20 protein-coding genes and 1 pseudogene are annotated in these 23198 nt (G+C 75.3%); 6 read left to right on the forward strand and 15 right to left on the reverse strand.

Annotation, left to right across the window (positions count from 1 at the left end; all coding sequences use genetic code 11):
- Positions 1-11 precede the first annotated feature (11 nt).
- Genes GTR00_RS25410 through GTR00_RS01540 form a run of 4 tightly spaced genes read right to left on the reverse strand, consistent with a single transcriptional unit; the run spans position 12 to position 5170 of the window.
- The gene (locus GTR00_RS25410; RefSeq protein ID WP_323132128.1) at positions 12-944 is read right to left on the reverse strand and encodes a carbohydrate ABC transporter permease; all 933 of its coding nucleotides are present in this window, start codon (positions 942-944) and stop codon (positions 12-14) included.
- A gap of 9 nt (positions 945-953) precedes the next feature.
- Complete coding sequence (locus GTR00_RS01530) at positions 954-1889, reverse strand: carbohydrate ABC transporter permease (protein WP_323132129.1); 936 nt, start codon at positions 1887-1889, stop codon at positions 954-956.
- A complete protein-coding gene (locus GTR00_RS01535; RefSeq protein ID WP_166609901.1) occupies positions 1886-3199 on the reverse strand; it encodes an ABC transporter substrate-binding protein in 1314 nt (437 codons plus the stop codon). Before GTR00_RS01535 ends, GTR00_RS01530 begins: the two co-directional genes overlap by 4 nt.
- Before the next feature lie 36 nt (positions 3200-3235).
- Positions 3236-5170: a glycoside hydrolase family 127 protein gene (locus GTR00_RS01540; protein ID WP_166609902.1), complete on the reverse strand. Its 1935-nt coding sequence runs from the start codon at positions 5168-5170 to the stop codon at positions 3236-3238.
- A gap of 165 nt (positions 5171-5335) precedes the next feature.
- Between GTR00_RS01540 and GTR00_RS01545 the strand changes: the two genes are divergently transcribed.
- Positions 5336-6337: a LacI family DNA-binding transcriptional regulator gene (locus GTR00_RS01545; RefSeq protein ID WP_166609903.1), complete on the forward strand. Its 1002-nt coding sequence runs from the start codon at positions 5336-5338 to the stop codon at positions 6335-6337.
- Between the two features lie 45 nt (positions 6338-6382).
- Here the strand turns inward: GTR00_RS01545 and GTR00_RS01550 are convergent, their stop codons facing one another.
- From GTR00_RS01550 to GTR00_RS01565, 4 genes are all read right to left on the reverse strand, one after another.
- A complete protein-coding gene (locus GTR00_RS01550; protein ID WP_166609904.1) occupies positions 6383-8542 on the reverse strand; it encodes a glycoside hydrolase family 3 protein in 2160 nt (719 codons plus the stop codon).
- Positions 8543-8637: 95 nt separating this feature from the next.
- Positions 8638-9213: a DUF1802 family protein gene (locus GTR00_RS01555; RefSeq protein WP_166609905.1), complete on the reverse strand. Its 576-nt coding sequence runs from the start codon at positions 9211-9213 to the stop codon at positions 8638-8640.
- 10 nt (positions 9214-9223) lie between these two features.
- Positions 9224-10630 carry an FAD-binding oxidoreductase gene (locus GTR00_RS01560; RefSeq protein WP_276609879.1) on the reverse strand — a complete coding sequence of 469 codons (1407 nt, stop codon included), beginning with the start codon at positions 10628-10630 and terminating at the stop codon, positions 9224-9226.
- Between the two features lie 259 nt (positions 10631-10889).
- Positions 10890-11066 (reverse strand): hypothetical protein, encoded by a 177-nt coding sequence (locus GTR00_RS01565; protein ID WP_166609900.1) that lies wholly within the window; start codon positions 11064-11066, stop codon positions 10890-10892.
- A gap of 224 nt (positions 11067-11290) precedes the next feature.
- Here GTR00_RS01565 and GTR00_RS01570 point away from each other — a divergent pair.
- From GTR00_RS01570 to GTR00_RS01580, 3 genes and pseudogenes are all read left to right on the forward strand, one after another.
- Positions 11291-11599, forward strand: a pseudogene (locus GTR00_RS01570) (diguanylate cyclase domain-containing protein); the annotation flags it as partial.
- A gap of 82 nt (positions 11600-11681) precedes the next feature.
- Positions 11682-12374 (forward strand): deoxyribose-phosphate aldolase, encoded by a 693-nt coding sequence (deoC, locus tag GTR00_RS01575; RefSeq protein WP_323132131.1) that lies wholly within the window; start codon positions 11682-11684, stop codon positions 12372-12374.
- Between the two features lie 148 nt (positions 12375-12522).
- Positions 12523-13263 (forward strand): HAD-IIA family hydrolase, encoded by a 741-nt coding sequence (locus GTR00_RS01580; RefSeq protein WP_166609918.1) that lies wholly within the window; start codon positions 12523-12525, stop codon positions 13261-13263.
- Positions 13264-13304: 41 nt separating this feature from the next.
- Here the strand turns inward: GTR00_RS01580 and GTR00_RS01585 are convergent, their stop codons facing one another.
- Positions 13305-13619 (reverse strand): tetratricopeptide repeat protein, encoded by a 315-nt coding sequence (locus GTR00_RS01585; protein ID WP_166609906.1) that lies wholly within the window; start codon positions 13617-13619, stop codon positions 13305-13307.
- A gap of 94 nt (positions 13620-13713) precedes the next feature.
- Here GTR00_RS01585 and GTR00_RS01590 point away from each other — a divergent pair, with 94 nt between their 5' ends.
- Positions 13714-15651 (forward strand): putative bifunctional diguanylate cyclase/phosphodiesterase, encoded by a 1938-nt coding sequence (locus GTR00_RS01590; protein WP_323132133.1) that lies wholly within the window; start codon positions 13714-13716, stop codon positions 15649-15651.
- 18 nt (positions 15652-15669) lie between these two features.
- On the opposite strand, the gene GTR00_RS01595 is transcribed toward GTR00_RS01590, so the two are convergent.
- The 6 genes from GTR00_RS01595 to GTR00_RS01620 form a co-directional block, all read right to left on the reverse strand.
- On the reverse strand, positions 15670-15945 hold the full coding sequence (locus tag GTR00_RS01595) for a hypothetical protein (protein WP_166609908.1): 276 nt from the start codon (positions 15943-15945) through the stop codon (positions 15670-15672).
- Between the two features lie 133 nt (positions 15946-16078).
- Complete coding sequence (locus GTR00_RS01600) at positions 16079-16426, reverse strand: metallopeptidase family protein (protein ID WP_166609919.1); 348 nt, start codon at positions 16424-16426, stop codon at positions 16079-16081.
- A 41-nt stretch (positions 16427-16467) separates the two neighbouring features.
- The gene (locus GTR00_RS01605; RefSeq protein ID WP_166609909.1) at positions 16468-16692 is read right to left on the reverse strand and encodes a CstA-like transporter-associated (seleno)protein; all 225 of its coding nucleotides are present in this window, start codon (positions 16690-16692) and stop codon (positions 16468-16470) included.
- The gene (locus GTR00_RS01610) at positions 16689-18860 is read right to left on the reverse strand and encodes a carbon starvation CstA family protein (RefSeq protein WP_166609910.1); all 2172 of its coding nucleotides are present in this window, start codon (positions 18858-18860) and stop codon (positions 16689-16691) included. Before GTR00_RS01610 ends, GTR00_RS01605 begins: the two co-directional genes overlap by 4 nt.
- 121 nt (positions 18861-18981) lie before the next feature.
- A complete protein-coding gene (locus GTR00_RS24695; protein ID WP_166609911.1) occupies positions 18982-19959 on the reverse strand; it encodes a methyl-accepting chemotaxis protein in 978 nt (325 codons plus the stop codon).
- Position 19960: 1 nt separating this feature from the next.
- On the reverse strand, positions 19961-20530 hold the full coding sequence (locus tag GTR00_RS01620; RefSeq protein ID WP_166609912.1) for a PAS domain-containing protein: 570 nt from the start codon (positions 20528-20530) through the stop codon (positions 19961-19963).
- 171 nt (positions 20531-20701) lie between these two features.
- Here GTR00_RS01620 and GTR00_RS01625 point away from each other — a divergent pair, with 171 nt between their 5' ends.
- A complete protein-coding gene (locus GTR00_RS01625) occupies positions 20702-22996 on the forward strand; it encodes an SDR family oxidoreductase (protein WP_166609913.1) in 2295 nt (764 codons plus the stop codon).
- Positions 22997-23198: the final 202 nt, after the last annotated feature.

The following is a 23198-nucleotide window of genomic DNA, read 5'->3' on the forward strand; positions in this document are numbered from 1 at the left end:
GGGGTGGGGGCTCAGCCCTTGACGGCGCCGGAGGCCAGGCCGGCGACGTAGAAGCGCTGCAGGGCGACGTAGAGGACCACGCAGGGGATCATCGCCACGACCGCGCCGGCGACGAGGTAACCGAAGTTCACCGACCCGTAGGCGCCGGCCTGCAGGTTCACCAGCGACAGCGGCAGGGTGTACTTGCGGTCGTCGGTGAGGAAGGTCAGGGCCCCGAGGAACTCGGTCCAGCTGGCGAGGAAGGCGTACAGGGCGCTGGTGGCGATGCCGGGCACGAGCATGGGCCGCAGCACCGAGACCAGGGTGCGGAACGTGCCGGCGCCGTCGACGTGGGCGGAGTCCTCGATCTCGGCCGGGATCGTCTCGAAGGCGTTGCGCATGACGAACACGCCGAACGGCAGGTTGACCGTGGAGTAGAAGAGCACCAGCCCCAGCCGGGAGTCGGTGAGCCCCATCGCGTTCATCTGCAGGTACAGCGGGGTGATGATCGCCTGGAAGGGGACCATCATCGTCACGACGACGACGCCGAACAGGGTGTTGCGGCCCCGGAAGGAGAACCGGCCGAAGCCGTAGCCGGCCAGCGTGGCCAGGAGCGCGGTGAGCAGGGCGGTGGCGGTGGAGACGACGAGGCTGTTGCCGACGGCACGGGCGATGTCGGCGTCGCCGGTGAACAGGGCCCTGAAGTTGTCCAGGCTGAGCTGCGTCAGCGCCGACCAGGTGGGCGTGCTGGAGACGATGGCGTCGTTGCTCTGGAAGGAGCGCAGGATCGACCACAGCAGCGGGACGAGGAACACCAGCGAGGCCAGCACCCCGCCGACGACGTAGAGGACGACCTTGGTGCGGCTCTCGGCGCGGGCGCGGTCGGCGCCTGCGCCGGGTCGGGTCCGGCGCTGCGGCGCGGTGGCGGGGGCGGTGGCGAGCTCGGTGGGCACGGTGGTGGACACGGCTGCTCCTCAATCCTTCTCGCGCAGCAGGCGGAACTGGGCGGCGGTGACCAGGCCGATGACGAGCACCAGCACGATCGACAGCGCCGAGGCGGCGCCGAGCTGCAGCTGCACGAACCCGCGCTGGTACACGTACATGACGACGGTCTGGGTGTCGGTGCCCGGCCCGCCGCGGGTGAGGACGTAGAACTGGGTGAAGGCCAGCAGCGAGCCGATGACGGAGATGACCAGGCTCATCGCGATCGTCCGGCGCAGCATGGGCAGGGTGATGCTGCGCTCGCGCTGCCACCAGCTCGCGCCGTCCATCTCGGCGGACTCGTGGACCTCGCGCGGGATGCCCTGCATGCCGCCCATGAGGAGCACCATCGTCAGCCCGGACACCGCCCAGACGATCATCACGATGATGAGCCCGGTCGCCAGGGGCCCGTCGACCAGCCAGGCCGTCGTGCCGTCGGTGATCCCCAGCTGCTGCAAGACGATGTTGACCGCGCCGGAGCCGGGTTGAGCCTCCAGCACGAGCAGGAAGCTCAGGGTGGTCAGGCCGATGACGTAGGGCAGGAAGAAGATCGTCCGGAACAGCGTGGCGCCGCGCCGGCTGCTGCGGACCACCAGCGCCAGGGCGTAGCCGACCACGAGGATCGGCAGCGTGATGATCGCGGTGTACAGGACGGTGTAGCCCACCGACTTCCAGAACACCGGGTCCTGCGCGACCGCCACGTAGTTGGAGAACCCGATGACGTCGTAGGAGCCGATGAGCGGCCAGTTCGTGAAGGACATGTAGACCGCGAAGACGAGCGGCACGAGCACGAACACGACGACGAAGGCCAGGGCGGGCAGCGTCAGCAGGACGCCGGTGCGCGCGGGGTGGGTGAGGGACTGCTGCCTGCGGGGCCGCTGCGGGGCCCGGTCCGTGCGCGCGGCGGCGCGGTCCGCCACGGCGCTCACAGCTGCGCCTGCTCGAGGATGCGGTCGAAGTCCTCCTGGCCCTGCTCCAGCGCCCCGTCGAGGTCGCCGTCGAAGACGGCCCGGCGGAACGCGGTGCCCCACGGGGAGTCCGCCTGGTTGAACAGCAGGTTGTAGGCGAGGGTCACGGGTGCGTAGGCCTCCTCGATGCCGTCCAGCGGGGCGACCGCCAGCGGGAACGTCGAGCGGTACTCGGGGGTGGCCGCGTCGGAGCGCACGGGCGTGTAGCCGCCGGCCGGCAGGTTGGCCTGCTGCGGCAGGTCGAGGGCGAACCTGGCGAACTGCCACGCCCCGGAGGCGTTCGGCGCCCCGCGCGGGATGCAGAGGTTGTCCCCGCCGGCGAAGGTGGCGCGTCCGCCGTCGGGGCCGGGCAGCAGCACGACCCCGGTGCGGGCCCGGGCCTCCTCCGGGGCGCTGAGGACCGCGACGGAGTAGTTCGCCGGGATCATGCCGACCCGGCCCTCCCGGAAGTCCGCTCCCCAGCGGGCGCCGTCGCCGGAGTAGTTGGCCTGCGGCATGAGCCCCTCCTCCCACATGGTCCGGTAGAACTCGAACGTGCGGCGCACCGCGTCGTTGCCGGCGATGGCGCCCCGCTGGGAGCCGACCTCGCCGACGATGTTCGGCTGGTCGGCCGCCCACAGGTGCGGCTGCACCACGAACCCCTGGATGCCCGGGGAGTTGCCCTCGATCGACCAGCCGTAGGTCTGCTCGTCCAGGCCGCCGATGGCGCGGGCGGCCTCGAGCATCCCGTCGATGCTGCCCGTGGCCTGCAGGGGGTCGATGCCGGCGCGCTCGAAGAGCTCGGTGTTGTAGAACAGCGCGGAGTTGTCGGCGATGTAGGGCACGCCGTAGCGGCGCCCGTCGCGGGTGGCCAGCCCGAGCTGGCCGGGGTTGAGGGCGTCGACGTAGTCGAGCCCGTCGACCAGCGGGGTCAGGTCGGTGAAGGAGTCCCGGTAGATGAAGAGCATCGAGTTGATGTCGTCGATGTCCACGATGTCGGGGACGTTGCCGCCGCGGATGGCCGTGGCCAGCTTGGTGACGTACTGCGCGTCCAGGACGGGGGTGACCTCGACGCGCACGGCCTCCTGCGAGGCGTTGAACGCGTCGACGACCTGCCGCACGCCCGTCACGGTGGCGGCGCGGCACCACAGCCGCACCGTGCCCGTGGCGTCCTCCCCGAAGCCGGCCGCCGTGACGTCGGCTTCGGGGAGGTTCGAGGCGCACGAGGGCAGCAGCGCACCGGTGCCGGCCAGGCCGGCCAGGCCCAGCACGCGCCTGCGGGAAAGCCTCATCGCATCTCCTCGGGGTCGCTGGGGTTCGGCGCGGGGTCAGGCCCGCGGCAGCCAGACGCGCATGGCGCCCAGGTCGCGGTTGGCCCAGGCGTAGTACGGCACCGCCGGGACGGTGAGGACCTCCTCGGCGGCCTGCGGGGCGGGCTCGTCGCCGGCCGGGCGGTACAGGGGCACCTCGTCGGCGTGCACGGCGGCGTGCACCGGCAGCTGCAGGACGGTGACGCCCTCCAGCAGCTCGGGGCGGTGCTCGGCCGGCGCGCCGCGCAGCTCCGCGACGCGCACGCGCACGTCGTCGGCGACGAGGCCCTCGGGCAGGTCGGTCTGCTCCAGGGCGTACACCAGCGGGCCGCGCTCGACGGCGACGCAGCCGCGCACGGCGTCCACGCGCGGGTCGGCCTCCACCACGCGCACGCCCATCGGCAGCGTCAGCTCCACGACGTCCCCGGCGCTCCAGGTGCGGTGCAGGCGCAGGTACTCGCCCGCGCGCACCTCGACGGCCTCGCCGGCGACGGTGGCGGTGGCGCCCTCGGCCCACGCCGGAACCCGCAGCGCCAGCTCCCACGCCCCGGTGCCGGGGTCGGCGACCTCCACGCGCACGGCGCCGTCCCAGGGGTAGTCCGTCGCGACGCGCAGCCGGGCGCCGCCGGCCTGGACGGTGCCGGTGGCGAACTGGTGCAGCTGGACGCCGGCCGCGGAGCTGGTGGCGACGTAGGCGTCCAGGCTGGAGAGGGTGCGCATGATGTTCGGCGGGCAGCAGGCGCAGTCGAACCACGCCCGGCGCCCGTGCGCGGCGCTGCGCTCCTCCTCGGCGTGCGCGCCGTGGCGCAGCTGCAGGGGGTTGACGTAGAAGTACTCGGTGCCGGCCAGCGAGACGCCGGGCAGGAAGGCGTTGTAGAGGGTGCGCTCGACGAGGTCGGCGTAGCGGGCCTCGCCGGTGGCCAGCAGCATGCGCCAGCTCCACTGGACGCTGCCGATGGCCGCGCAGGTCTCGGCGTAGGCGCGGTCGGGCGAGAGCTCGTGGTGGTCGCCGAACTGCTCCCAGTCCCAGCGCGAGCCGATGCCGCCGGTGACGTAGGTCTTGGAGGCGAGCATCCCCTCCCACTGCCGGGCCAGGGCGGTCAGCAGCTCGCCGTCGGCGGTCTCGGCGGCGACGTCGGCGGCGCCGGCGGTGAGGTAGACCGCGCGCACCGCGTGCCCCTCGGGGCTGGTCGCCTCGCGCACCGGCACGCGGTCGGAGAAGTACGTGGGCTGCTTGCCGTGCTTGGTCTCGATGATGCCGTGCCCGCGCGCGTCGACGAACCAGCGGGCCAGGTCCAGGTACTCGCGGGTGCCGGTCTCGCGGTACAGCTCCACCAGGCCCATCTCGACGACCGGGTGCCCGTCGACCTCCTCGATGCGGCCGGGGCCGAAGGTGGCGACGAGGTGGTCGGCGAGCTTGACGGCGACGTCGAGCAGGCCGGTCTCGCCGGTGGTGCGGTGCACGGCCACGGCGGCCTGGAACAGGTGCCCGGCGCAGTAGTGCTCGTGGCTCCAGGGCAGGTCCACGTAGCGCTCGCCGCGCCCGCGCACCTGCTGCACGGAGTCCAGGTAGCCGTCCTCGGCCTGCGCGGCGGCGACGACCTCGGTGACCTCGCGGATCCAGCCGAGCACCTCGGCGTCGGCCCCGCGCCCGTACTCCCAGCCGGCGGCCTCGAGCCACTTGTAGACGTCGGAGTCCATGAAGATCGGCCCGCGCACCTCGCCGGTGGCGGTGCCCGCGGCGATGCGCAGGTTCTGCAGGTTGCCGGCGGTCTGGAGCTTCTCGTAGCCGGTGCGGATCGCCTGGCGGCGGTTGGCCTCCTGGCGCTCGTGCCAGAAGCCGGCGGTGATGCGCGAGGCGCCGGTGGGCACCGGGCGCAGCGCCACCGCGGCGGCGCTGGTGGGCGCGGCCGGGGCGACGGCGGCGCTGGTGGGGGACGCGGTGGTGGTCATCTGCTCTCCGTCGAGTCGATCCGCCGTCCCGCCGCTCCCCTCGGAAACGGCGGCACACGTTTTCTGCGGTGGACGCTACGAGCCGCACCCCCGCCCGTCAAGGGCGGTACAGTCCTTTCCCCAGCCCGCGGGCCGCAGGTGCCGGCGACGAGGAGGAGGCGCGGCATGACGGAAACGAGCGTTCCGGCGCGGATCGTCGACGTCGCCGCGCTGGCCGGCGTCTCCCCCGGCACCGCCTCCAAGGCCCTCAACGGCACCGGCCAGCTGCGCCCCGAGACCCGCGAGCGCGTGCGCCGCGCCGCCGAGCAGCTCGGCTTCACCCCCGACTCCCTGGGCCGGGCGCTGTCCAGCGGCCGCAGCTACACCGTCGGGCTCATCACCACCGACAGCTTCGGGCGCTTCTCCATCCCCGTCATGCTCGGCGCGGAGAACACCCTGGGCGCCGGGGAGATGGTCGTGCTGCTGTGCGACAGCCGCGACGACCCCCTGCGCGAGCAGCACTACCTGCGCACCCTGCTGGCCCGCCGCGTGGACGGCATCATCATCACCGGCCGGCGCACCGAACCGCGCCCGCCGGTGGCCGCCGCCGGGCGCGTGCCCGTCGTGTACGCCTTCACCCCCTCGCAGGACCGAGCCGACACCAGCCTCGTCGTGGACCAGGCCGGCGGGGCCGCCGCCGCCGTGCGGCACGTGCTGGACCTCGGCCGGCGGCGCGTGGCGCACGTGACCGGCCCGGCCGACCACCACGCCGCCGTCGTGCGCCGCGACGCCGCGGCCGCCGAGGCCGGCGCGCACCTGGTCGACGAGCCGCTGCACGGGGACTGGAGCGAGCGGTGGGGCCGGCTGGCCGCGGACCTGCTGCTGCGCCGCCACCCCGACGTCGACGCCATCACCTGCGGCAGCGACCAGATCGCCCGCGGCGTGTGCGACGGGCTGCGCGACGCCGGCCGGCGCGTGCCGCAGGACGTGGCCGTCGTCGGCTTCGACGACTGGGACGTCATCGCCCTGGCCTCCCGCCCGCCGCTGACGACCGTCGCGCTCGGGCTAGAGGCGATGGGCCGGCGCGCCGGGGAGCTGCTGCTGGAGGCCGTCGCCGGCCGCCGCGCCCCCGGCACGACCGTGATGCCCACGCGCCTGGTGGTGCGCGAGTCCACGGTCGGGGCGTGAGCGCGGCCGCGCCGGTCCCCCGCGCCGGCCCTCAGCAGGCGGTCCTCAGGCGAGGGTGAGCACCGCGGCGGCCGGGTCGTGGGCGTGCGCGCCGACCTCCAGGACGACGTCGGCGGCCGCGGGCGGCACCAGCCGGCGCGCCCGGGCGTCCCAGGCGCCCAGCGCCCGCAGGGCCACGGGCACCTCCACCTCGACCGCCGCGCCGGCGGGCACGGCGACGGGCGCGAACCCCACGACGGTCGTCTCCCCCGGCCGCCCGCCGTCGGTGCGCCGGCCGTACACCTGCACCACGTGCCGGCCGTCGCGCCCGCCGGTGTTGCGCACGCGGGCCCGCACGAGCACCCGCCCGTCCGGGTCCGCGGCGGCGGAGGCGTCCTCGATCGCGAACGTCGTGTAGGACAGGCCGAAGCCGTGCGGGTAGGCGGCCGGCACGCCCAGGCGGTCCAGCAGCCGCTGGCCGTGCCAGCGGTCGTAGGTGACGGTGCGGGCGTCCTCGTCGAAGGGCGGCAGGTGCTCCTCGCTGGTGGGCACCGCGTACGGCATGCGCCCGGAGGGCTCGCGCGCGCCGGTGAGCACGTCGGCCAGGGCGTGCCCGCCCTCCATGCCCGCGTACCACGCCAGCACGATCGCGGGCACGTCGTGGCGCCAGGCCTCGCCGACGACGGCGCCGGCGGCCACCACGCTCACCACGGTGCGCGGGTTGGCCGCGGCCACGGCGCGCACGACCTCCTCGTCCACCGGGCGCAGCCGCAGGGAGGTGCGGTCGCCGCCGAAGCCGGCGGTCATGACGGCCCCCTGCGGGGCGCCCGCGCCGCCGCCCGCCGGGTGCGGGGGGTACAGCGCCGTCAGCGTCGGGTCGCTCATCGCGTCCCCGCCGACGTACTCGCCCTCGTCCTGCTCGTCGAAGCCGACGACGACGACCGCCACGTCCGCCGCGCGCGCCGCCTCCGCCGCGGCCGCCGGGTCGTCCTGCTCCACGAGGGTGACCTGCGCGTCCGGGAACGCCGCGCGCAGGCCGTCCAGCGGGGTCGCCACGCTCGGCGGGCGCACGTTGGAGGAGCCCAGGTCGCCGGTGTTCGGCGCCGTCGCCAGCCGCCCGACCAGCGCGATGCGCCGCACCGCGGCCGGGTCCAGGGGCAGGACGGGCGCACCCTCGACGGGCTCGTTCTTCAGCAGCACCACCGCCCGCGCAGCGACCTCGCGCGCCAGGGCGCGGTGCTCGTCGCAGGCCATCACCTCCGGGCCCGGGTCCGGCTCGCTGCGCACGGCGTACGAGCGCAGCTGCGCGGCCAGCAGGCGCACCCCGGAGCGGCGCACCGCCTCCCAGGAGGTCTGCCCCGCCGCCAGCTGGGCGCGCAGGTGCTGCGCGCGCTGCTGGACGAAGGGCTCCTCCAGGTCCAGGCCCGCCTCCAGGCTCGCGGCGGCGTCGCGCAGGCCCCAGATGAAGTCGCTGACCGTGACGCCCTCCCAGCCCCACTGCTCGCGCAGCACCTCGGTGAGCAGGTAGCGGTTCTGCCCGGCCCACTCGCCGTTGACGGAGTTGTAGGCGCTCATGACGGCGGCGACGCCCTCGGCGGCGGCCCGCTCGAAGTGCGGCAGGTACACCTCGTGCAGCACGTCCTCGTCGACGCGGACGTCGACCTGGAATCGGGCGTTCTCCATGGAGTTCAGCGCGTAGTGCTTCACGCAGGCCATCGCGTGCCGCTGCACCCCGCGCGTCAGCGCCGCGCCGAACTCCCCCAGATGGTGCGGGTCGTCGCCGTAGGTCTCCTGGACGCGCCCCCACGCCGGGTGGCGCGGCAGGTTCACGCACACGCCGCCGAAGAAGTTGCCGCCCTGCGCGCGCAGCTCGCGGCCGATCGCCTCGCCCACGCGCTCCTCCAGCGCGGTGTCCCAGGTGGCGCCGCGGGCCATGGAGACGGGGAAGGCGGTGCCGTGCCCGGCGACGCAGCCGCGCGGGCCGTCGACGAAGCGGGTGCCGGGGATCCCCAGGCGCGCCACCGCGCCGTGCGGCAGGGGGCTGGTGTTGTAGCCGCCGTCGAGCATCTCGCCGATGCCCTCCCAGAACGGCGTGTCGCCGTCGAGCAGGCCGAGTCGCTCGTCCTCGGTGAGCCGCTCGTGCAGGGCCGCCGCCCGCTCGGCCGGGTCCGCCCCGGCCCGCACCGCCGCGACCTCGGCGCCGAACGCGCCGGTCTCCTCGCCCATCCCCACCACCCCGTCGTGACCGCAGCGCCCCGCCGGCTCGGCGGGGCCGGGCCGACAGTAGTGCGCAGCGCCGCGGCGGGCGCGCGGCGGGCGGGTCAGCCGACGCGCTCGCGCACGGCGGCCTCGACCACCGCCAGGTGCTCGTCGTCGTGCACCACGCGCCCGGCGCCGGCCGGCCAGGGCACGTCCAGCTCCACCCAGCTGGTGCACCTGCGGTGCTCGGGGCGGCGCGGCAGGCGCACCGGCGCGGGCAGCTCCACGGCGCGCACCACCAGGGCGGTCAGCTGGTGGCGCGGGCGGAAGTCCACCCGCGAGGAGCGCACCGAGGCGGAGGTCCACACGTGCAGGTCCTCCAGCTCCTCCACCCGCTGCGGGCGCGCGACGGGCACCACGGCCACGACCTCGGCCCCCGCGCGCACGGTCAGCTCCTCGCCGTCGGCCTGCGCGGCGTCCGCGGCGCCCGGGGCCAGCAGGTCGCGGTGCTCGGGGCGCACCGACCCCGCGTGGCTGTGCGCGACGGTGGGGAAGAGCACGAAGCGGGAGGCGCCGACGCTGAAGCGCTTCTCGTGCACGCCGCCCTTGCGCAGCAGCAGCGCCTGGCGGCCCTGCAGCAGGGCGTGCGCCACCGCGCCCCACTCCTTCAGGGCGGCGGTGGGGGCGGTGGCGCTCACGGGCGCGGCCTCAGCCGGTGACCAGCTGCAGGCGGCGGGACTGGTCGGAGGCGAACTTGCGCTCCGGGTCGACCGCGTCGCGGACCTTCCGCCAGGCGGGCAGGTCCGGGTACATCTGCGCGAAGCGCTCGGGGGTGGTGCGCGAGTCCTTGGCCAGGTACAGGCGGCCGCCGGCGTCCAGCACCATCTCGTCGAGCTGGTCGCACAGGCGGTCCAGACCGGGCTTGACCGGCAGGTCCACCGCGAGCGTCCAGCCCTTGCGCGGGAAGGACAGCGGGGCGTCGTTGCCCTCGCCGAAGCGCTTGAGGACGTTCAGGGCCGAGATGTGCCCGGACTGCACGATGGCCTCCATGCTGGCGCGCAGCACGTCGGTGCGGTCCATCGGGACGACGAACTGGTACTGCAGGAAGCCGTGCGGGCCGTAGGCCCGGTTCCAGTCCGCGAACAGGTCGAGCAGGTGGTAGAACTGCGTGATGTTCTGCACCACGCCCTGCTGGGTGTGGGCCTTGCGGTAGTAGAACTCGTTGAGCGCCTTGGCCGTGAGCCGGTTCAGCATCCCCGGCGGGAAGACGTCGGGGAACTTCGCGTACTGCGGGGCGTCGAACTTCAGCGGGTCCTTGCGCAGCTTGGCGGGCAGGTCCTCCAGCTTCGCGGAGGAGCCGCGCAGCAGGAAGCCGCGGCCCATGTGCTCGCCCTTGGTGACGGAGTCGAACCACGTCTTGGAGTACGTGTAGTTCTCGTCGTTCTTCGTCAGGCGCTCGAGCATGTCGTCGAAGTCGGGCGCCTGCTCGACGTCGGCGATGAAGTACGAGGTCTCCACCCGGTCCAGGCGGATCTTCGCGCGCAGCACCACGCCGGTCAGGCCCATGCCGCCGGTGGTGGCCAGGAACAGCTCGCGGTCCGGGCCGTGCGGGGTCAGGGTGCGCACCTGCCCGTCGGCGGTGAGCAGGTCCAGGGAGAGCACGTGGCGGGTGAAGGTGCCCTGGGTGTGGTGGTTGCCGCCGTGGATGTCGGCGCCGATGGCGCCGCCGACGGTGACCTGGCGGGTGCCCGGCAGCACCGGCACCCACAGCCCGTGCGGGACGACCGCGCGCAGCAGCTTGTCCAGCGAGCAGCCGGCGTCGACGTCGGCGACGGCGGCGTCCACGTCGATGTCGTGGATGCGGTCCAGCGCCGTCATGTCGATCACCAGGCCGCCGGCGTTCTGGGCGGGGTCGCCGTAGCTGCGGCCCAGGCCGCGGGCGATGACCCCGCGCGGGCCGGCGGTGCGCACGGCCTCGGCGATGACGTCGAGGTCCTGCGTGCGCAGCACCGTGGCCGTGGTGGGCGCGGTGCGCCCCCAGCCCGTCAGCCGGGCGGTCGCGCGGGAGGTGCCGCCCGCCGGCGCGGGGGCCGGACGGTCCAGCACGGGGCTCAGGCCAGGGATGCTCACCACGGGCACGAGCCTAACCCGCGGCCCCGACGCGCCCGGTCCGGCCGCGCACCGCCCACCGGCGCCGCCCGTGGCGCTGGCTGCTGCTGGCGCTGGTGCTGTACCTGTGCGGGGAGGTGCTCTTCGCCGTCCTGGACCCGCGCGGCGACGGGGCCTGGCCCACGCCCGCCGACGCGGTCCACCTGGCCGCGTACGTGCCCGTCACCGTGGGCCTGCTGGGCCTGGACCGCCGCCGCGGGGGCGGTCAGCACCGCGGCAACCTGCTGGACGCCTGCATCGTCACCCTCAGCGCCGCCGTGCTCTCCGGGGTGTTCGTGGTGCTGCCCGCGGCCACCGACAGCAGCCGGCCGCTGGCGGCCCGCGTGGTCAGCACGGTGTACCCGGTGGCCGACGTGGTCCGGGTGTACCTGCTGGCGCGCATGGTCACCGGACCCGGCGCGCGCACCACCGCGTTCCGGCTGCTGGCCGCCGGCACCGCCTGCACCGTGGTCGCCGACGTCGCCGACAACGTCCAGCAGCTCGTCACCGGCGGCGACGCGACGCCGGTGCGGGTCGACGCGCTGTGGCTGTCGTTCTACGTCCTCTACGCGCTGGCCGCGTGCAGCGGCTCCGCGCCGCGCCTGGGCGAGAAGGAGCCCGCCGACCGGCGCCGCCAACCGCCGCACCGGGGACCACGAGCTCTCCCGGGCCTGCGCCGCCGCCGCCCGCAGCGGCGAGGGCCTGCACGTGGCGCTGGTGGACCTGGACCGCTTCAAGGCCTTCGACGACTCGCGCGGGCACCAGGCCGGCGACGAGCTGCTCAAGGCCGCCACCGCCGCGTGGAGCGAGGCGCTGGACGCCGCCGAGACCGGCGGGCGCGACCGCCTGGTGGTCGCCCCCGAGCTGCGCCGCCCCCGGCCGCGGCCCACCGCGGCGGGCCGGTCGCCGCGCCCCGCCGGCGGGGTGGACCGGTGAGACCCCGGCGCCCGCGGCGGCGTCCTGCCCGCGCGCTGACGGCGGGGCGGACCCGCGGCGCCGCCGGTGGCACACTCGCCGCGTGACCACTCCCACCGGCACCCCCACCGGCCGGACCCGCCACGACGTGGCCCGCCTGGTCGACCACACCCTGCTCAAGCCGGAGGCGACCCGCGCGGACGTCCTCGCGCTGTGCGCGGACGCCCGAGAGCTCGGCGTGCTGGCGATCTGCGTGTCCCCCTCGATGCTCTCCGTCGCCCGCGGCGACGCGGTGGAGGGCCTCGTCGTCGCCACCGTGTGCGGCTTCCCCTCCGGCAAGCACACCAGCGCGCTCAAGGCCGCCGAGGCGCGGGCCGCCGTGCGCGACGGCGCCGACGAGGTCGACATGGTCATCGACGTCGGCGCGGCGCTGGCCGGCGAGTTCGACGCCGTGCGCGAGGACGTCGCCGCCGTGCGCGCCGCCGTGCCCGCCCCCGGCGTGCTGAAGGTCATCGTGGAGTCCGCGGCGCTGCCCGACGACGTGCTCGTGGAGGTGTGCCGCGCCGCGGAGGCCGCCGGCGCCGACTTCGTGAAGACCTCCACCGGCTTCCACGCCACCGGCGGCGCGACCGTGCACGCCGTGCAGCTGATGGCCGCCACCGTCGGCGGCCGCCTGGGCGTCAAGGCCAGCGGCGGCATCCGCGACACCACCACCGCGCTGGCGATGCTCGACGCCGGCGCCACCCGGCTGGGCCTGTCCGGCACCGCCGCCGTGCTCGCCGGCCTGGACGGCTGAGCCGGTGGCGCGGCAGCAGGCCGGCGCGGGCGCGGGCGCGGACGAGCAGGACGAGACGGGCGCGGCCGGCGCGGCGGGCCCGGGGCCCGGCACGGGCACCGGCTTCGACGGCACCACCGACACCGGCATCGAGTGCTGGCTGACCGACATGGACGGCGTGCTCGTCCACGAGGAGCGGGCCCTGCCCGGCGCGGCGGAGTTCCTGCAGCGCCTGCAGGACACCGGCCGGCGCTTCCTCGTGCTGACGAACAACTCGATCTTCACGCCGCGGGACCTGGCCGCCCGCCTCGCGCGCAGCGGCATCACCGTGCCCGAGGAGTGCATCTGGACCTCCGCGATGGCCACCGCGGACTTCCTGTCCCGGCAGAAGCCGGACGGCTCCGCCTACGTCATCGGCGAGTCCGGGCTGACCACCGCCCTGCACGAGGCCGGGTTCATCCTCACCGACACCGCCCCGGACTACGTGGTGCTCGGCGAGACGCGCACCTACTCCTTCGAGGCGATCACGCGGGCCATCCGGCTCATCGAGGGCGGGGCGCGGTTCATCGCCACCAACCCCGACGCCACCGGCCCCTCGGCCGAGGGGCCGCTGCCGGCCACCGGCTCGGTGGCGGCGCTGATCACCCGCGCCACCGGCGCCGAGCCCTACTTCGTCGGCAAGCCGAACCCGATGATGTTCCGCTCGGCGATGAACCGCATCGCCGCGCACTCGGAGACCACCGCCATGGTCGGCGACCGCATGGACACCGACGTCGTCGCCGGCATCGAGGCGGGCCTGCGCACCTTCCTGGTGCTCACCGGCTCCACGCGCGCCGAGCAGGTGGAGCGCTACCCGTTCCGCCCCCACCGCGTCGTGGACTCCGTGCGCGACCTGGTGCCCCTGGTCTGAGGCCCGCGGTCCCCGCCGGCGCGCCGGCGGGGACCGCGGGGTCAGGCGTCGGCGCCCAGCACGTGCGCCATGACGCGGTGCCCGCGCGCCTCGGAGGTGCGGCTCTGCCGCTCCAGGCTGCGCGCCAGCAGCAGGTGCGCGTACCCGTCCGCGGGGGCGCGGCGCACCAGCTCGCGCGCCTGCTCCTCCGCCTTGCCGAGCATCGCCGCCCCGAAGTAGGAACGTGCCAGGAGCTCCCGCAGGGCACGGTCGTCGGGGTTGCGCTCCAGCAGCGGTTCGAGCCCGGAGACCGCGTCGGTGAAGCGGCGCTGCTCGAACGCCGCTCGGGCCATCTCGAAACCCAGGAGGTCGATCATCACGCGCTCTTCAACCCCGCGCGCCGACGGCCGATTCCGCCACGCGGGTGGGGCGGGTTCAAGCTGGCGCGCCCCCCGGTCGATGCAGGCACCCGTGACGTGGACCGGGACGACGCGCCGGGCCGTGCGGGCCGCGGCGGGGGCGCTGCTGCCCGAGGGGCGCCGCCTGCCGCCCGCGGTGTGGGCGCGGCGCCACCACGCCGTCCTCGTCATCGCCCTGGTGCAGGCCGCCGCCCTGGTGCCGCTCGGGCTGGCGCTGGGGCACTCCACCGCCCACGTCCTCGGGCTCGTCGCGCTGGTGCTCGCGCCCGTGCCCGCCGCCCTGCCGCGCCGGTTCGGGCGCGCGGGCACCTCCGCCGCCGCCACCGCCAGCCTGTTCGCCGCCTCCGCCGTCCTCGTGGACCTCACCGGCGGGCTGATCGAGGCGCACTTCCACTTCTTCGTCATGGTCGGCGTCGTCGCCCTCTACCAGGACTGGGTGCCGTTCGGGGTGGGGCTCGGCATCGTCGTGCTCCACCACGGGGTGCTGGGCACCCTGCTGCCCCACAGCGTCTACGCGCACCACGGCGCCGTGGAGGACCCGTGGCGCTGGACGCTCGTGCACGCCGGCTTCGTCCTGGCCGCCAGCGGCGCCCACCTGGCCTCCTGGCGCCTGAACGAGCAGCAGGGCCTGCACGACGCCCTCACCGGCCTGGCCAACCGCACCCAGCTCGGCGAGGTCATCGAGCGGGCCCTGGCCCAGGGCGCCCCCACCGCCGTGGTGCTGCTGGACCTGGACGGCTTCAAGAGCGTCAACGACGTGCGCGGCACCGCCGCCGGCGACGAGGTCCTGCGCACCGTCGCGCAGCGGCTGCGCGCCGGCGCCCGCGCCGGCGACCGCGTGGGGCGCCTGGAGGGCGACGAGTTCGCCGTCGTGCTCGCCGGCGCCACCGGCGCCGACGCCACCGGGGCCGCCGAGCGGTTCCTGGCCGTGGTGCGCGAGCCGATCGCCGTGCACGGGCACGAGCTGACCCTGCAGGCCAGCGCGGGCGTCGCCGACACCGCCACCCTCACCGCCGCCCTCACCGCCACCGGCGCGGACGCCGGCGCGCACGACGGCGGGCACGACGGCGGGCCCGACGGCGGGCACGACGGCGGCGGCACCACCCGCCAGCTGCTGCGCAACGCCGAGCTGGCGGTGCAGCAGGCCAAGGCCCGCGGCGGCGACCGCGCCGTCACCTACGCCGAGGCGATGGGGCAGGCCGCGGCCGACCGCGCGCACCTGCTGGAGGACCTGCACGGCGTCGTGGAGCGCGGCGAGCTGGAGGTGCACTACCAGGCCACCGTGGAGCTGGACGGCGGCGCCACGGAGGGCTTCGAGGCGCTGCTGCGCTGGCGCCACCCGCGCCGCGGCATGGTGCCGCCGCTGGAGTTCGTGCCCATCGCCGAGAGCACCGGCGCGATCGTGGAGATCGGCGCGTGGGTGCTGCGCACGGCCACCGAGCAGGCCGCGCGGTGGTCCCGCGAGCGCGGGCACCCGGTGACCATCGGGGTGAACCTCTCCGCCGTGCAGGTCGCCGACGACGCGGTCGTCGACGTGGTCGCCGACGCCCTGCGCGCCTCCGGCCTGCCGCCGGAGCAGCTCACCCTGGAGATCACCGAGAGCCTGCTCGTCGACGACTTCACGTGCACCGCCGCGCGCCTGCAGAAGCTGCGCGAGCTCGGCGCGCGCATCGCCATCGACGACTTCGGCACCGGCTACTCCAGCCTGTCGTACCTGCGCCGCCTGCCCGTGGACATCGTCAAGATCGACCGCTCCTTCGTCAGCGACCTCGCCGGCGGCGGCTCGGCCACCACCCTGGTGGCCACGATCGTGGAGCTGGCCCGCAGCCTGGGCCTGGACGTCATCGCCGAGGGCGTGGAGACCGAGCAGCAGGCCGGCGCCCTGCGCGCGCTGAACTGCGACCTGGCGCAGGGGTACCTGTACGCCCGCCCGCTCAGCGCCGCCCAGGTGTCGCTGGGCGCACCGGCCGGCGCCGCCGTCACCGGCTGAGCCGCGGGAGCGCCGGGCTCAGCCCAGCGGCGCGGGCGCCGACCGGCGGACCGGGTCGTGCAGGGACAGCCCCGTGATGGACTCGCACAGGTGCGGCAGCGTGTCCAGGACCTGCTCGGCGACCTCCAGGGGCACCGCCGTCGGGGCCAGGATCGTCACGGTCAGCCGGCCGCGGGTGCTGGGGCCCTGGGAGACGAAGCAGCCGGGCACCGCGGCGGCGATGCCGGTCAGGAAGCCGTTGAGCTCCCGGACACCGATCGGCTTGATCGTGTCGATGGCCAGGACGGTCTTCATCGTTCTCCTCGGGCGTCGTGCTGGGCGTGTTCCGCTCCAGGTCATCGGCGCGCGGCGGGGCGGACCGGACCGCCGGGGCGCGACTCGCCCGGATCGGAGCAAGCGCTGACCCGTCCGGGTGGCGGGCGGGTCCTCAGGCCCAGCCGAGCTCGTGCAGGCGCTCGTCGTCGATGCCGAAGTGGTGGGCGACCTCGTGCACGACGGTGACGCGCACCTCCTCGACGACCTCGGCGCGGTCGCGGCAGGCGGCCAGGGTGGGGCGGCGGAAGACCGTGATGCGGTCCGGCAGGGCGCCGGCGGCCCACCAGGTGCCGCGCTCGGTGAGGGGGGTGCCCTCGTACAGCCCGAGCAGGTCGGGCGGGAACCCCTCGGGCGGGTCGTCCTCGACGAGGACGACGACGTTGTCCATCGCCCGCGCCAGCTCCTCGGGGATCGCGTCGAGGGCGTCGGCGACGGCGCCCTCGAACTCGTCGGCCCCCATCTCCACCACGGCGCGATCCTCGCAGCCGCCCGCCGGCGCGCTCAGCAGCAGCGGGAGGAGACGGCGCCGGCGCGGGCGTCGGCGCGCCGGCGCTCGAACTCGCGGCGGGTGGGGGGCCGGTGGCCGTGCTCGGCGCACTCGCGCAGGTGCTCCTCCCAGCGGTCGGTGCCGTCGACCTGGCGCGCGCACCAGCGCAGCCCGCGCAGCGCGCTCCCCCACGCCCCGCGCAGCGCCGCGCCCGGCGCCCGGGCCGGCGCGCGGCTCACCGCAGCGCCTCCTCGCGGCCGGCGAGGGCGGCACCGCGCTTCTCCTCGGCGGTGGCGAACAGCCCGGCCGGCTCGTGCAGGCGCGAGGGCACCGCGGGCACCTCGGTGGTGGGCAGCGACCCGGCGCGCAGGGCGCGGGCGACGACGACGGCGGCGTTGACGGCCACGACGACGACGAGCAGCGCGAAGACGGACTGCAGGACGCCGTTGACGGTGGAGTTGGTGACGACCTGCTGCATCTGCCCGGCGTCCTGCGCGGCCCCGAGCAGCCGGCCGGCGTCGCGGGCCTCGCGGTAGAGGTCGGCCTGGGCGAAGTAGCCGATGGCGGGGTTGTCGGAGAACACCTTCTGCCAGCTGGCCGTCATGGTGACCACGAGGTCCCAGGCCAGCGGCACGCCGGGCACCCAGGCGTAGCGGGCGCGGCCGTGCTTGACCAGCAGCGTGGTGACCAGGGTGAGGGCGATGGCGGCCAGGAGCTGGTTGGCGATGCCGAACAGCGGGAAGAGCTGGTTGACGCCGCCGAGGGGGTCGGTGACGCCCGCGTAGAGGAAGTAGCCCCACGCGGCCACGACGGCGGCGCTGGCCAGGAGGTTGCCGGGCCGCCAGGACAGGTCCCCGAAGCGCTTCCAGACGTTGCCGATCGTGTCCTGGAGCATGAAGCGGCCCACGCGGGTGCCGGCGTCGACGGCGGTGAGGATGAACAGCGCCTCGAACATGATCGCGAAGTGGTACCAGAACGCCTGCAGGCCGCCGCCGAAGGCGCTGTGGAAGATCTGCGAGATGCCCAGCGCGAGGGTGGGCGCCCCGCCGGTGCGGGAGATGATCTCCTCCTCCACGGCCTGCGAGGTGGCGGTGAGGGTCTCCGGCGGGGTGGTGATGCCGATGCCGGCGAGGAACTGCGAGGCGGACTCGGCGGTGCCGCCGGTGGCGCCGGCCGGGGAGTTCATCGCGAAGTACACGCCCTGGTCGATGACGGAGGCGGCGATGAGGGCGCTGACGGCGACGAAGCTCTCCATGAGCATGCCGCCGTAGCCGATGAGGCGGACCTGGCGCTCCTTGGCGACCATCTTCGGGGTGGTGCCCGAGGCGATGAGGGCGTGGAAGCCGGACAGGGCGCCGCAGGCGATGGTGATGAAGACGAACGGGAACAGCGAGCCGGCGAAGACGGGCCCGTTCCCCTCGCGGGCGAAGGAGGTCACGGCGTCGTTGGCCAGCACGGGCCGGGCGATGAGCAGGCTGACGGCCAGCAGGACGATGACGCCGACCTTCATGAAGGTCGAGAGGTAGTCGCGCGGGGTCAGCAGCAGCCACACCGGCAGCACGGAGGCGACGAACCCGTACGCCACGAGGGCGAGCACGAGGGTCTCCTTGCTCAGCGTCAGGCTGCCGGCCAGGCCGAGCTGCTCGACGTAGCCGCCGCCGACGATGGCGGCCAGCAGCAGCACGACGCCGATGCCGGTGGCCTCCAGGACGCGCCCGGGGCGCAGGTAGCGCAGGTACAGGCCCATGAAGAGGGCGATGGGGATGGTCAGGGCGATGGAGAACACGCCCCAGGGCGACTCGGCGAGGGCGTTGACGACGATGAGCGCCAGCACCGCCAGGATGATGATCATGATGGCGAACACGGCGACCAGGGCGGCGGCGCCGCCGACCGGGCCGATCTCCTCGCGCACCATCTGCCCCAGGCTCTTGCCGTCGCGGCGCATCGAGAAGAACAGCACCGTCAGGTCCTGCACGGCCCCGGCGAAGACCACGCCGGCGACGATCCAGACCGTGCCGGGCAGGTAGCCCATCTGCGCGGCGAGCACGGGGCCGACCAGCGGCCCGGCGCCGGCGATGGCGGCGAAGTGGTGCCCGAAGAGCACCCGCCGGTCGGTGACCTCGTAGTCCACGCCGTTGTGCAGGCGCTCGGCGGGGGTGGCGCGCGCGTCGTCGGCGCGCAGCACCCGGTAGGTGATGAACCGGGCGTAGAAGCGGTAGGCGATGGCGTACGAGGCCAGCGCGGCGAACAGGATCCACAGCGCGCTGACGGACTCCCCGCGCGCGAGCGCGAGGACCGTCCAGGCGGTGGCGCCGGCGAGGGCCACCAGGGTCCACACGAGCACCGAGCGCGCGCTCGGCCTCCTGCGGCTGCTGGTGCTCTGCGGGCTGGGCACGGCAGTGGACACGACCGCCTCCTCGCGGGACGTCCGGCTGGTTCGGCCCGATCATCACCGCAGGTGCAGGTCCTGTCACCTCGGCGCGCCCGGCCGGTCCCGCCCCGCCCCGCGGGGCGGGACCGGCGACGCCTCAGCCGCGCAGGCCGGAGAGGAAGCCGTCGATCTTGGTGCGCAGCTCCTCGGCCAGGCGGGACAGGCCCGTGACGTCCTGCGCCCCGCCCCAGCTGCCGCCGCCGTCCACGGCCGCGCGCACGCCGTCCACCAGGCCGTTCATCTCGGCCACGGTGGAGCTGATGCCGGTGATCGCCTGCACGGCGCCCTGGGCCTGGGCGCGGATGCTGGCCACCTGCTGCGAGACCCGCTCGGTGGCGCGGCCGGTCTGGTCGGCCAGCTCCTTGACCTCGGCGGCCACGACGGCGAAGCCGCGCCCGGCCTCGCCGGCGCGGGCGGACTCGATGGTCGCGTTCAGGGCGAGCAGGCGGGTCTGGTCGGCGATGCTGTTGATCACCGAGACGACCTGCTGGATCTCCTCCGAGGCCGTGGTGAGCGCCTGCACGGTCACCGACGCCTGGTCGGCCTCGACGCTGGCGGCCGAGGCCGCCGTGGACAGGCCCTGCGCGGAGGCGCTGAGCTCGGTGGAGGCGGTGGCGACCTGCTCGGCGACGCCGAGGACGTCGGCCTCGAAGGTGTCGGCGAGCACCAGGCGCGAGTCGGCGGCGGCGGCGATGCTCTGCGCGGCGCGCTGCATGCTGGCGCGCCCGCCGTCGATGCCGGCGGCCGCGCCGCGGTAGGCGCCGCGCAGGCCGCCGGGCAGCAGGCGGCGGTGGTAGCGGCCCTCGGCGGCGGAGCTGAGGACCGCGCCGGCCTCGCGGACGAAGGCGTCGGAGACGTCCAGGGAGCGGTTGACGCCCTGGACCAGGGCGGCCAGCTGCGGCACCTGCGCGGAGCCGGGCACGGGCGCCACGCGGGCCTCGGAGTCGCCCGCGGCGGCGGCCTCGCAGACGCGGGCGACCTGCTCGGCCACGGCCCTGTACAGGGCCAGCTCGTCGGCGTCGGCGCCGGTGGAGCGGGAGCGGCCGAAGGGGCCGCGCTTGCCGGTGGTGCTCATCTCAGGCCTCCGCGTCGGGGATCAGGGACCAGACGAACTGGTCGTAGTCGACGCCGCGCTCGGCCAGGCGCCGGTTCAGCAGGGCGGTGCCGGCCTCGGCGGCGGCGCGGCCGGAGCCGGCGCGCGACTCCTCGGCCAGCAGCTCGCGGTACAGCGGCTTGACGGCCTCCACGCCGGCGGTGGCGGGGCGGCGGCGGCTGGAGTGGTAGCCCACGATCTTGCCGCCCTGCCCGAAGGAGGGGGTGACGTGCGCCAGCACCCAGTAGTTGGCGCCGTCGGCGGCGAGGTTGTTGACGTAGGCGAACAGCTCCCTGCCGGCGCCGACGGTGTCCCACAGCAGCTTGAAGACGGCGCGGGGCATCTCGGGGTGCCGGATGAGGTTGTGCGGCTGCCCGATGACCTCGTGCAGCTCGTAGGCGCCCACGCGGCAGAAGACGTCGTTGGCGTAGGTGATGATCCCGCGGGTGTCGGTCTTGGAGACGATGAGCTCGTCCGCCCCGAACGTGCGCTCCTGACCGGTCGGCCGCACCGCCGTCCCGCCCGGGCGCGAGGTGCTCGTCGCGCTCGCCATGGTGATCCCCTCGCTCGGCAGCTCCCCTGCTGGGCTGCGCCCTGCTAGGCATCGGCAGCACGGTGCGCGGCTTGAGCGGCGGGCGCGTCCCCCGTCCGGAGCAGCGCCCGGGGTGCGCCGGACGGGTCCGCGGCGTCGGGGGCGCCCCCGCGGTCGTGGCAGGATCGCCCGGTGCGATTGGCTGAGCAGCTCGACGGCAAGCGCCTCCTCCTGACCGGTGTGACCGGCTTCATCGGCGAGGCGCTGCTGCAGCGGGTCCTGGTGGACCTGCCGGGGACGACCGTGGTCGCGCTGGTGCGGCCCAAGCCGGGGCAGAGCGGTGAGGACCGCATGCGCTCGCTGCTGCGGAAGGGGATCTTCTCGGCGGCCGGCGACCCCGACGACCTGCTGAAGACGCGCGTGAGCGTCCTGGAGGGCGACCTGGCGCAGGTGCCGGAGCTGCCCGGCGACCTCGACGTCGTGGTGCACTGCGCCGGCGACGTCTCCTTCGACCCGCTGATCCAGGACGCCTTCACCACCAACGTGCTGGGCACCCGGTCGCTGGTGGAGCGCGTGCTGGCCGCCTCCCGCCCCGAGCGGCCCACCCACTACGTGCACGTGTCCACCGCCTACGTCGGCGGCCGCCGCCGCGGCGCGGTGCCCGAGCGGGCCGTGGAGCACGAGGTGGACTGGCGCACCGAGCTGGAGTCGGGCCTGCGGCTGGCCGCGCGGATCGAGGAGGACTCCCGCCTGGACGCCCAGCTGCGCGAGTTCCTGCGCGCCGCCGAGCGCGACCACGGCCGCGCCGGGCCGCTGACGGTGGCCGCCGACGCCGAGCGCCGCCGCGTGGAGTGGGTGGCCGAGCAGCAGAAGGCCGCCGGCAAGGAGCGCGCGCGCACCCTGGGCTGGACGGACTGCTACACGTTCACCAAGGCGATGGGCGAGCGGTTCGTGGAGGAGGTCGCCGCCCCGGTGGTGCCCACCACCGTCCTGCGCCCCAGCATCGTGGAGTCGGCGCTGGTCCACCCGCACCCGGGCTGGATCGAGGGCTTCAAGATGGCCGAGCCGATCATCCTCGCCTACGGCAAGGGCGAGCTGACGGAGTTCCCCGCCGCCCCCGACTCCGTGCTCGACGTGGTGCCCATCGACCACGTGGTCAACGCGATCCTCAAGGCCGCCGCGACGCCGCCGCCGCTGTCGCAGCCGGCGTACTACCACGTCTCCTCCGGCGCCCGGAACCCGATCACGTTCCGGGAGCTGTACGAGCACGTGCGCGCCTACTTCACCGAGCACCCCTTCGACTCCTCCCCCGAGGTCATGCCGACCTGGCGGTTCCCGGGGCAGAACAGGGTGGAGCGCAAGGTCCGCGCCGGGGAGGTGCTCACCGCCGTGGGCAACCGCGCGCTGATGCTGGCCCCGCGCTCGGAGCGGGTGCGCCGGGCCTCCCGCTCGCTGGACGCCGCGCGCCGGCAGGTGGAGTTCGCCCGCCGGTACATGGACCTGTACAAGGCGTACACCGAGGCCGAGCTGCGCTTCGTGGACGACAACACCCTGGCGCTGCACCGCTCGCTGGACCCCGCCGACGTGGAGCTGTGGGGCTTCGACACCGCGGTGGTGGACTGGAAGGCGTACTGGCGCGACACCCACTGCCCCAGCGTCACCGGGCAGATGCGCAAGTACGAGGAGATCCGCCGGCGCCGCCGGGCCGCCGAGGCCGCCTCGGGCCCGCGCCCGCTGAGGCCGGTGGCCGCCGGCGGCGCGCCGGTGCTGGCGGTGTTCGACCTGGCCGGCACGCTGCTGCCGGGCACGGTGGTCGACACCTACCTCGTGCTGCGGCTGTCGCAGCTGGACGCGCCCGCGCGGGTGGCGGAGTTCGCGCGCGTGGTGCGGCACCTGCCGGGGTGGATCGCCGCCGAGCGCCGCGACCGCGGCAGCTTCCTGCGCTCGCTGTTCCGCGGCTACGCCGGCGCCGACCTGGACGCGCTGGAGGCGCACGTGGACGACGTGTTCGCGCCGCGCTTCCTGCAGCAGGTCTCCGCCGACGCGCTGCGGCGCATCCAGGCGCACCGCGACGCCGGGCACCGCACGGTCCTCATGACGGGCGACGTGCGCCTGGTGGCGCGCCCGCTGGCGGGGCTGTTCGACGAGGTGGTGTGCACGGACCTGCAGGAGGAGACCGGCCCGGACGGGCACCGGCGCGCCACGGGCTTCCTGACCTCCCCGCCGCTGGTGGGCGAGTCGCGCGCGGCGTGGCTGCGCCGCTACGCGGAGGTGGAGGGCGCGGACCTGACCGCGAGCTTCGCCTACGCCGACTCCCACCCGGACCTGCCGCTGCTGAAGGCGGTGGGCAACCCCACGGCGGTCTCCCCGGACGTCTCCCTGTTCCGGGTGGCGCGCGCCTCGCGCTGGCCGGTGGTGGACTGGGCGGCCTCCTCGCCCGCGCGGCGGCTGCGGGTGCCGCAGCAGGTCCTCGCCGGCACCGACTGAGGCCCCGGCCGCGGCGCCGGCCCGCGGCGAGTGCCACCGGGCGGTGGGCGCGGGTCGTGGGAGGATGCGGGGGTGCGCCCGTCACGAACCCCGAACGCGCCCGGAGCCGTGCGCGAGGAGGTCCCGTCATGACGATGCTCGTGGGTGAGGACGGTCCCGGCCGTCTCGTCCGGGCCTTCCCGCTGGCCCGCCGCCGCCGCGC

Source organism: Kineococcus indalonis, from assembly GCF_009906395.1.
Taxonomy (GTDB): Bacteria; Actinomycetota; Actinomycetes; order Actinomycetales; family Kineococcaceae; genus Kineococcus; species Kineococcus indalonis.